A 9,301-nucleotide genomic window follows, 5' to 3' on the forward strand; every position below is an offset into this window, starting at 1 on the left:
GTCCCCAGGGCGCAAAACCTCCTCCGCAGAGGGGCGCTGCAGAACCACGCCATTGCCGCGATCGATGCGGACGACGAGGATTCCCCCGCCCCGCCGTTCAAACTCGGCGACCGTGACGGCGCGAGCCCCGAACGAGGTCGGAGCCACCAGAACGCCGAGATCCAGCCCCAGCCCCGCCAGAGTCTCGCTGAGACCCGCCTCATCGGTCTCCGTATCCCGGATCTGCTGGGCCAACTTGGGAAACAGGATCAGCTCGGCGATCCGCTCGGCCCCGATATGGGTGGGCAGGATCACCTTGTCGGCCCCGGCCTGGATCAGCTTGCGCTCGGTCGACGGGCGCTCGCCGCGCGCGATGATCTCCAGGGTCGGATTGAGGCTGCGGGCCGACAGGGTGATGAACACATTGGCCGCATCATCCGGCAGGACGGTGGCCAGGACGCGAGCCCGCTCGACATGCACCGCCTTGAGCACGTCCTCGTCAGTCGCGTCGGCATGACGACAGAGATAGCCGAGCTCCCGCGCCTCCTGGCAGCGCGGTTCCTCGCGCTCGACCACGACAAAGGTCTCGCCCGCCGCGGACAGCTCCGCCGCCAGCATCAGGCCGATGCGGCCGAAGCCGCAGATGACGATATGGCCGTCGAGCCGTTCGATGTCGCGTTCCACGCGCTTTCCAAAAAACTGTTCGAGCTGGGACTGGGTCAGGGCCTGGACGAGCGCTCCGGTCACGACGATGACGCCCGTACAGCCAAACAGCATCGTGGCCATGGTCACGCCATGCAAGTAGGCGCCGTCGATGGGACGGACTTCGCCGTAGCCGACCGTGAAGATGGTCAGGGTGACCATGTAGAGGGCATCGCCGAACGACCATCCGGCGGCCATGTAGCCCCCGACCGACGCGATCGCGACGGCGAGGACGAACAGGATCGCGATCAGCAGGTTGCGGAACGGGCGTGCGGTCAGGCCGGACCATGCGCGCCCCGAACCGCTCACCGCCCCCGGAACCCCGTTGCGACCAGGAAGACCTCCGAGCTGTCGGCCCGGCTGGCCTTGGGCTTGTAGTGCACCACCTTGTCGAAGTGCTTCTTGAGGCGGGCGATCACGTCCGAAGTTTCGCCGCCCTGGAAGGCCTTGGCGACAAAGGCTCCGCCGGGCTTGAGCACCTCAATGGCGAACTCGGCCCCCATTTCGATAAGGCCGACGATCCGCAGGTGATCGGTCTCGCGGTGGCCAACAGTGTTGGGAGCCATGTCCGACAGCACCACGTCCGGCGCGCCCCCAAGCAGCTCAATCAGCTTCGGCGGGCAGGTTGGGTCGGTGAAGTCCATCTCCAGGATGTGGGCCGGGGCGACCGGATCGACGGGCAGCAGGTCCACGCCGACCAGCTGGCTCACACCCCGCTCGACCGCAATCTGTAGCCACCCGCCCGGGGCACAGCCCAGATCGATGACCCGCGCGCCCTTCTTGAAGAAGTGAAACTTCTCGTCGATCTCGCTGATCTTGAAGGCTGCGCGGCTGCGATAGCCCATGGCCCGGGCCTTGGCCGAGAACGGGTCATTGATCTGGCGCTCCAGCCAGGCCTGCTGGCTGGGCGTGCGGCCATAGGTCTTCTTCAGGCGCGCCGGCTTTGTGCGCCCCTCGTCACGCCCACCGACCGGCGGCTTGACCATTCGCTTGCGGGGCGGTTCTTCGTCGCTCATTCGGATACCGGCTTGGACTTGGACGCACCGCCACGGCGACGCCGGCGCGGGCGTCGCTGCTGATCGGACATCAGGGACATCAGGAGCCCCTCTCTAAGCCCTCGATCGGCCACGCGCACCCGCGAACATGGCCAAAGCTCCTGAACGGCCTGAAGAATCGCGGCGCCGGCCAGCACCAGATCGGCTCGGTCACTGCCGATACAGGGCTCAAGGGCCCGTTCAGCCGCGGTGAGACCCAGCAGCCGGTCAGCCGCGGCTTCGCAGTCGCTACGGGTCATCCAGAGCCCGTCCACGACGTTGCGGTCATAGCGGGGCAGGCCCAGGTGGAGACCCGCAAGGCTGGTGATGGCCCCCGACGTGCCCACAAGATGGGCCCGGTCCTGCTGGAACAGCTCGCGCATCGGCTCGGCATGCGGGAAGCCCTCGATGCGGGCCTTAACGTCGTCGACCATGGCCCGGAACCAGCCGGCCTCGGCCCGCTCGCCCTCGGGAAAGCGCTCGGCCAGGGTCACGACCCCCACCGGGATCGACAGCCAGGCCTTGATGGGGAGCTTCCACGCCGCGAACTGGCGCGGCTTGGCGTCAAGACCCCCGCCCTTGAGGTCGACCCAGGAGAGCTCGGTTGAGCCGCCCCCGACATCGACCACCAGCGCCGCCTCGGCATCGCGGTCGAACAGGCTCATGCAGCCGGCCACCGAAAGCTGGGCTTCCTCGCGGGGCGTGATGATCTGCAGGCGCAGACCGGTCTCGTCCGCGACCCGCTGGACGAACTCTGCCCCGTTATCAGCTCCGCGACAGGCCTGGGTCGCAACGGCCTTCACGCGGATGGCCCGGCGACGGCGGATCTTTTCGGCGCAAACCTTGAGCGCGGCCATGGAGCGGTCCATGGCGGCATCGGACAGGCGACCGCTGGCCGACAGCCCCTCCCCCAGACGGACGATTCGCGAATAGGCCTCGACGACGCGGAAACCGCGTGGCGAAGGCGTGGCCACCAGCAGGCGGCAGTTGTTCGTCCCCAGATCGAGCGCCGCATAGCACGACACCTCGACCGGCGAACGCCGACGCCGCACACGCTCTCCACCCGGAGAGGGCGACGCGTCGGGCGCACTCGGCGCCTCCGACATGGTCTTTCCACCTTGTCTCGCAGGTTTCGCAGATCGCGAACCTCACTTCAGGGTCGAACATAGCAACGGGACCGACGCATCGGAAGGCTCAGCCTTGTCATCAGACGACGGAAGCCTACGTTCAGCTTTCAGTCAGGTGCTTTTGCTATCGTTTCCCGCATGAATTCGAGACACGCCAAGTTTGCGATCGGCCAGGTGGTCAAGCACCGGATCTTTCCGTTCCGGGGCGTGGTGTTCGATGTCGATCCGGTGTTCGCCAATACGGACGAATGGTGGGAGTCGATTCCCGAGGATATCCGGCCGACCAAGGACCAGCCCTTCTATCACCTGCTGGCCGAAAACGACGAGAACACCTACGTCGCCTATGTCTCCGAGCAGAATCTGCTGGCCGACGAGACCGGTGAGCCGGTGCAGCACCCGCAGACAGCCGTGATCTTCGAGTCCTTCGACGACGGAGCCTACAAGCTTCGACCCCGAATTTCCCACTAGACGCACGGCCTATCCGGACAAACCGCAATTTCGCGCAAAGTCCGAACGATATTTGCCACGCACGAGGCGTAACGTCGTCGCATGAGCGCAGACGGCTTTTCCGCATCGCCCCCGCCCGGAGCCCGGGCCGACTGGACCATCGACCAGGGCTGGGAGACCTACAGCCCGGCCGAGCACGAGGTCTGGATCACCCTGTACGAGCGCCAGACGGCCCTGCTCCGCGACCGCGCCTGCGACGCCTTTCTGAAGGGTCTGGATGCGCTCGACCTGCACCGCGCCGGCATTCCGGATTTTGCCCGCATCAATGAGGAACTGCAGCGCCTGACGGGCTGGAGTGTCGTGGCCGTACCCGGCCTCGTCCCCGACGACGTCTTCTTCGACCATCTGGCCAACCGCCGGTTCCCCGCCGGCCGTTTCATCCGTAAGCCCGAAGAACTCGACTACCTGCAGGAACCGGACATCTTCCATGACGTCTTCGGCCATGTGCCGATGCTCACCGATCCGGTCTTCGCCGACTATATGCAGGCCTATGGCGAGGGCGGGCGCCGGGCGCTCGACCTCGGCGTTCTGGCCAACCTGGCGCGGCTCTACTGGTACACGGTGGAGTTTGGCCTGATGCAGACCCCGCAGGGCCTGCGGATCTATGGAGCCGGCATCGTGTCGTCGCGTAGCGAATCGATCTTTGCCCTGGAGGACACCTCCCCCAACCGCATCGGCTTTGACCTCGAGCGGGTGATGCGCACCCCCTACCGGATCGACGACTTCCAGCAGGCCTATTTCGTCATCGACTCGATCCAGACCCTGCAAGAGGTCACGCTGCAGGACTTCGCACCGATCTATGAGCGCCTGGCGGGGGCTGCCGACATCGGGATCGCCGAGATGCTTCCAGGCGACAGCGTACTCACCCGGGGAAGCCAGGCCTATGCCGCAAACGGCGGACGGCTGGCCCAGACCTAAAGCAGCAGACCCATCAGGATGTCGTCCTCGAGGCGACCATCGGGATAGCGTCCGCGCGAGACCTGCCGGCCTTCCTGCCGGAAGCCGAGGCGCTCATAGAGCCGCACAGCCCCGGGATTGCCCGCGCCCGCCGCCAGCTCGATCCGCAGGATCGGCGGATCCATCGTCCGGGCATGGGCGATCAGGGCCTCGAACAGACTGGACCCGATCCCCAGCCCCTGACGATCCGGGTGCACGGCCACGGTGAGACTGGACAGGACGTGGGCGAACAGGGCCACGCTCTCGCGACGGCCGTGGATCTCGCCCCAGATCGAACCGTCCGGCCCGACCGCCACAATGCTCACCGCACCGGGAGCGGTCAGCGCGTGTTCGACATAGTCGCGGGTGACCTCGTCCGGCCGGCGCGCCAGGCCGTCGGGCTTGGCCGCTGCAGCCTGATGCAGGGCGACGACCGCTTCGATGTCGTCACGGGTCGCCAGACGGAGAGTCGGCACCTGGGTCACGCTGTCCTCTGGAAGGGATAGAAGTCACTGCCGAGATTGAGGATGCCGGTCAGCTCGTCCAGGGCCTCACGGCTCTCGGTCAGCAGAGCCGGATCGGCCAGATCGGCGGGGGCCAGGCGGTCGCGGTAGCGGCGTCCGATCCAGTCGGCCAGCCGGGCCTGCAGCGCCGCGTCAAACCGCTGGGCCGGATTGGCGGCCGCCAGCTCGGCATCGGTCAGCACCACCCGAAGCCGCAGGCAGGCGGGGCCGCCACCGTTACGCATGCTCTGGCGCACATCGACATACTCGACGCGGCCGATCGGGCCGTTCGAGGCGGCAAGGCTTTCGGCCACGGCAAAGGCGCGCGGATTGTCCCGCGTCTCGGCCGGGGCCAGCAGCACCAGCCGGTCCTCGCCGGGGATCACCAGCAGCTGCGAGTTGAACAGGTAGCTGGCGACCAGATCGGACATCGGCAGGTCAGCTTCAGAGATCTCGACAAAGGCCGGTTCGAACAGGCCTTTCGCCGCTGCGCGAACCTCGGCCTCCATGCCTGCGCGGTCCTCAAAGGCCCGCTCGTGGAAGAACAGGCACTCGCGGGTCCCGACGCAAACGACGTCATTGTGGAAAGCCCCGCCATTGATCGCGGCCTTGCCCTGACGCGGGAAGACGCCGCGGGCCGTACCATGGCGACGCTCGACCGCCTCGAAGGCCTCGCGGGTCTGGCGAGCGGGAAAGTGGCCGTCCCAGTGCTCCCAGGCCCCGCGGCCCCAGACGAACAGGTTGACCCCGGGGGCCCCGTGTTCCGCGCAGAGCCGCACATGGTTGGCCGCGCCCTCATCGGCAAAATAGGGCTGGGCCGGCAGCGGGTCGTGCACGGCAAACCGATCGGGATCGGCAAACAGCCGGCGCAGGCTGCGGGCCGTCTGCGGGCCTTCCAGACTGCGGTGCAGGTTGGTCAGCAGATTGGCCGGCGTGAAGTGCACGCGACCGTCGGCCGTATCGGCGCTGGGCGTCACCGTCGCGGCATTGGCGGCCCACATCGGCGAGGCGGAACAGGCCGCAGCGGCAAGCGCCGGAGCCGTCTTCCAGGCCTGTTCGAGCACAGCTCCATCAGAGCCCGAAAATCCCAAGGCGCTCAGGAGACTTACATCCGGACGCTCATGCGGCGGCAGCACGAACTGGGGGACGCCCCAGTCGGCCAGTTTCCGCATCTTGCCCAACCCCTCGAGGGCGGCACCGCGGGGATTGGAGACCTCGCCGGCATTCTTCTGGCTGGCGAGGTTGCCGGGCGACAGGCCGACATAGGAATGGGTCGGCCCGACCAGGCCGTCGCAATTGGCTTCCTGAGCTGAAATCACGGACGCAACCCCTTGATATCCATGAGCGTATCCTGGACCCCATCAGCTTCGAAACTCGCCACCGGATAGGCGCAGTAGTCGGCCGCATAGTAGGCACTGGGGCGATGGTTGCCCGAAGCCCCGAGCCCGCCGAACGGCATGGACCCCGCCGCGCCGGTCGTCGGCCGGTTCCAGTTCACCACACCCGCGCGGATGCGGTTGAGGAATTTCCTCCAAAGCTCTGAATCATTGGACACAAGCCCGGCGGAAAGGCCGTAGCGCGTAGCATTGGCGGCCGCGATAGCCTCCTCGAAACTGGCGACCCGGCGCACCTGCAGAAGCGGCGCAAACAGCTCCTCGTCCGGCACATCAATCCCCGTTACGTCGACGAAGCCCGGCGAAACGAAGGCCTCGCTGAGGCCGTCGATCGCGCCCAGGGTTCGGATCCTGCGGCCACCCATGGCCTCGGCCCCGGCGCGGGCGAGGCTTGCGGCCCGCGCCGAGATCAGGGGGCCCATGAAGGGTTCGGCAGGGCCGTTCCAGGGTCCGGCCGTCAGACGGTCCGACAGGGCCGCCACGGCCTCAATCACCGCAGCACCGGCCGCATCGTCCGAGACGATCAGGCGACGCGCGCAGGAGCAGCGCTGCCCCGTCGTGATGAAGGCTGACTGCACGACCAGGGCCGCTGCCGCTTCGGCGTCGCCGGCGTCCCAGACGATGAGCGGATTGTTGCCGCCCAGTTCCAGGGCCAGGATCACTTCGGGCCGGTCAGCGAAATAGCGCCGGAAGAAGGCCCCGGCCTGGGCCGAGCCGGTGAACAGCAGGCCATCGATCTCCTCGGCGATCAGGGCCTGACCAGTTTCCCGCCCGCCCTGGACGAGGTTGATGACACCCGCCGGAACACCAGCCGCTTCAAGGGCTTCGACGAGAAACTGACCCGTGTAGGGCGTCTCTTCGGAGGGCTTGAACACGACCGTGTCGCCGGCCAGCAGGGCCGGAACGATGTGGCCGTTGGGCAGGTGGCCCGGGAAGTTGAACGGGCCGAGCACCGCCATCACCCCATGGGCGCGGTGACGCAGCACGGCGCGGCCGAAGGGCATGGCGTTCTCGAACCCGCCGGTGCGCTCGTCATAGGCCTTGATCGACAGGTCGACCTTGCCGGCCATAGAGGCCAGTTCAGTGCGGGTTTCCCAGAGCGCCTTGCCGGTCTCGCGGCTCAGGACCTCGGCAAAGGCCTGGGTCCGCTCGACGAGGATCTCCTTGTAGCGGCGAAGAATGGCGATGCGCTCCTCGCGCGGCCGGTCGGCCCAGGCCGGAAAAGCCTTGCGGGCCGCCGCCACCGCTGCAGCGACATCACCCTGCGAGGCCGTGGCCTCGCGCCAGATCGTCTCGCCCGTGGTCGGGTCGATGGAGACTGCCTCGCCGCCCGCGCCGGAACGCCAGACGCCGTCGATAAATACCCCGCCGCTCATGCCTTCACTCTCACCATGTCGCCTTCGGAAAGTCGCAGCGCCTGGGCCGCATCGCGCCCCAGGATCGCCGTTTCGCCGTCGATCAGGACCGGTGCCCGCACGGCCCGGAACTGGCCGATCTCGCCGGTGGACACCAGGGCCTCCTCGCCATAGGCGTCCTCGCCGAGCTTCAGCCGCAGGCGCCGCGCATCGCGGACCGTCTTGATGTCATCGCGCCGCGCCGCGACGGTCGGGCCGGCATCGAAAATGTCGATCAGGCCCTGATAGCGGAAGCCCTCGGTCTCCAGCATGGCCCGTGCGGCCTCGCCCTCGCGGTGCACGCGGCCGATCACCGCGCTCGCCGCCTCCGGCAGGAGTTCGGCATAGATCGGATGACGGGGGGCCAGGTCGAGGATGAACTGGCCGTCGGTCGACGCGCTCATCATGTCGGCCTCGTCGAAATTCAGCCGGAAGAACTTGCTGGCGACATGGTCCCAGAACGGGCAGCCCCCGTCTTCGTCGAACCAGCCCCGCAGCTCGGCCAGCACCATCTCCGCAAAGCGCTGGGGCTCCAGACCGATCAGCATGTAACGCGACTGGGCCAGCAGACGCCCTGCCCCGCCCTTACGACGCTCGGGACGCAGGAACAGCGAGCCGACCTCCGACCAGCCGGCGCACTCATTGACCAGCACCAGGGCGCGGTGGTCGAAGCGTTTGTCGAGGGTCGGTGAAGACTGGGCCAGGGTCACGACCCGGAACGAGAAGTGCGGGCGCTTGAGCCCGACCCCGGCCTTGACGCCGGCGACGCCGATCACGTCACCGGCCTCGAGATCCTCCAGCATAAGGGTGTACCAGGCCTCGGGTGCCGCAACCTCGGCCCGGAAACTGGCGGCCGACAGGTCAAGCCGCGAGCGCAGGGTCTGCTCATCCTCGGGCAGGCTGGTGAAGCCGCGCCCCGAGAGAATGGCGAGCTCCATCAGGGCGTCGATGTCGGAAGGACCGGCGGGACGGACAACAAGCATCAAGCAGTCTCCAGGGGGGCAGTCATGGCCGCGTGGATCGACCGTCCGTCGATCTCGCCGCTGGCCAGTTTCATCAGGATCAGAGCGGAAAGCTGGGCGCGCTCGACGAAGCTTTCAGGCCAGGCGTGTTCGGCCTCGCTGTGGATGTCGCCGCCACGAACGCCGAGGGTGTCGACATTGGGCAGGCCCGAGGCAAACAGGTTGTTGCCTTCGCAAACTCCGCCCGAGGGCTTCCACGCGATATCCTGGCCCAGCATGGCCCCGACATCCCGGACCGCCCCGAACAGGGCCTGTTGGGCCGCGTTGAACGGCTTGGCGCCGCGCGTAATCAGGCCGTGCAGGTGCACATGCAGTCCATGGCGCGGTTCGGCGACGATACGGGCCACCTCGGCTTCGAACCAGGCCGCCGCCTCCGCATCCGGGAAGCGGACGTTGAACCGGGCGATGGCGACGTCGGGGACCATGTTCAGCGGCGAGCCGCCGTCGATGCGGGCGATGTTGACCGTCACCCCGTCCCGGCGGCCGTTCAGACCGTGCAGGGCCTCGGCGATCCGGGCCGCCCCGATCACCGCATTGTGGCCGGCGGCAAAATCACGCCCGGCATGGGCGGCCTTGCCGTGGACCACGATGTGGAAATTGCCCGAGCCCTTGCGCGACGAGGCCAGGGACCCATCGGCCAGGGCCGGCTCATAGGTCAGGCCCACATGGCCCAGTCGGGCAAACTGGCTCAGGATCGGAGCCG

At 67.5% G+C, this 9,301-nt stretch carries 10 protein-coding genes; 2 read left to right on the forward strand and 8 right to left on the reverse strand.

Going from position 1 to position 9,301, the window contains the following annotated elements; all coding sequences use genetic code 11:
- The 3 genes from DBR10_RS12965 to DBR10_RS12975 all read right to left on the reverse strand — a co-directional run.
- Positions 1-990, reverse strand: a 990-nt coding sequence (locus tag DBR10_RS12965; RefSeq protein ID WP_108556399.1) for a potassium channel family protein, incomplete at its 3' end; no start/stop codon positions are given.
- Entirely contained in the window at positions 987-1,697 is a 711-nt protein-coding gene (locus tag DBR10_RS12970) for an RlmE family RNA methyltransferase (RefSeq protein ID WP_108505698.1), read from the reverse strand. The genes DBR10_RS12965 and DBR10_RS12970, both read right to left, overlap by 4 nt.
- The gene (locus DBR10_RS12975) at positions 1,694-2,821 is read right to left on the reverse strand and encodes a Ppx/GppA phosphatase family protein (protein WP_108490363.1); all 1,128 of its coding nucleotides are present in this window, start codon (positions 2,819-2,821) and stop codon (positions 1,694-1,696) included. The genes DBR10_RS12970 and DBR10_RS12975 overlap by 4 nt, the downstream gene beginning before the upstream one ends.
- 159 nt (positions 2,822-2,980) lie before the next feature.
- Between DBR10_RS12975 and hspQ the strand changes: the two genes are divergently transcribed.
- The gene (gene hspQ / locus DBR10_RS12980; protein ID WP_108505697.1) at positions 2,981-3,310 is read left to right on the forward strand and encodes a heat shock protein HspQ; all 330 of its coding nucleotides are present in this window, start codon (positions 2,981-2,983) and stop codon (positions 3,308-3,310) included.
- 81 nt (positions 3,311-3,391) lie between these two features.
- The gene (phhA, locus tag DBR10_RS12985; protein WP_108505696.1) at positions 3,392-4,267 is read left to right on the forward strand and encodes a phenylalanine 4-monooxygenase; all 876 of its coding nucleotides are present in this window, start codon (positions 3,392-3,394) and stop codon (positions 4,265-4,267) included.
- On the opposite strand, the gene DBR10_RS12990 is transcribed toward phhA, so the two are convergent.
- The 5 genes from DBR10_RS12990 to DBR10_RS13010 form a co-directional block, all read right to left on the reverse strand.
- Positions 4,264-4,761 (reverse strand): GNAT family N-acetyltransferase, encoded by a 498-nt coding sequence (locus DBR10_RS12990; protein WP_108489756.1) that lies wholly within the window; start codon positions 4,759-4,761, stop codon positions 4,264-4,266. The genes phhA and DBR10_RS12990 overlap by 4 nt on opposite strands.
- Positions 4,762-4,766: 5 nt before the next feature.
- Positions 4,767-6,107 carry an N-succinylarginine dihydrolase gene (gene astB / locus DBR10_RS12995; protein WP_108556400.1) on the reverse strand — a complete coding sequence of 447 codons (1,341 nt, stop codon included), beginning with the start codon at positions 6,105-6,107 and terminating at the stop codon, positions 4,767-4,769.
- Positions 6,104-7,558, reverse strand: coding sequence for a succinylglutamate-semialdehyde dehydrogenase (gene astD / locus DBR10_RS13000; RefSeq protein WP_108505694.1), 1,455 nt, complete (start codon positions 7,556-7,558; stop codon positions 6,104-6,106). The genes astB and astD overlap by 4 nt, the downstream gene beginning before the upstream one ends.
- Entirely contained in the window at positions 7,555-8,559 is a 1,005-nt protein-coding gene (locus DBR10_RS13005) for an arginine N-succinyltransferase (protein ID WP_108505693.1), read from the reverse strand. The genes astD and DBR10_RS13005 overlap by 4 nt, the downstream gene beginning before the upstream one ends.
- The coding region (locus DBR10_RS13010; protein WP_233243403.1) for a hydrolase at positions 8,559-9,301 on the reverse strand (743 nt) is incomplete at its 5' end. The genes DBR10_RS13010 and DBR10_RS13005, both read right to left, overlap by 1 nt.

Origin of the sequence: Caulobacter sp. HMWF025 (assembly GCF_003060965.1) — a bacterium.
In the GTDB taxonomy this organism is placed as follows: domain Bacteria; phylum Pseudomonadota; class Alphaproteobacteria; order Caulobacterales; family Caulobacteraceae; genus Caulobacter.

Excerpts from the sequence above, each read along its gene's own strand:
- hspQ (WP_108505697.1), top strand. The coding sequence starts at position 2,981 with ATGAATTCGAGACACGCCAAGTTTGCGATCGGCCAGGTGGTCAAGCAC.
- DBR10_RS13005 (WP_108505693.1), bottom strand. The coding sequence starts at position 8,559 with ATGCTTGTTGTCCGTCCCGCCGGTCCTTCCGACATCGACGCCCTGATG.
- phhA (WP_108505696.1), top strand. The coding sequence starts at position 3,392 with ATGAGCGCAGACGGCTTTTCCGCATCGCCCCCGCCCGGAGCCCGGGCC.
- astD (WP_108505694.1), bottom strand. The coding sequence starts at position 7,558 with ATGAGCGGCGGGGTATTTATCGACGGCGTCTGGCGTTCCGGCGCGGGC.
- DBR10_RS12975 (WP_108490363.1), bottom strand. The coding sequence starts at position 2,821 with ATGTCGGAGGCGCCGAGTGCGCCCGACGCGTCGCCCTCTCCGGGTGGA.
- DBR10_RS12970 (WP_108505698.1), bottom strand. The coding sequence starts at position 1,697 with ATGAGCGACGAAGAACCGCCCCGCAAGCGAATGGTCAAGCCGCCGGTC.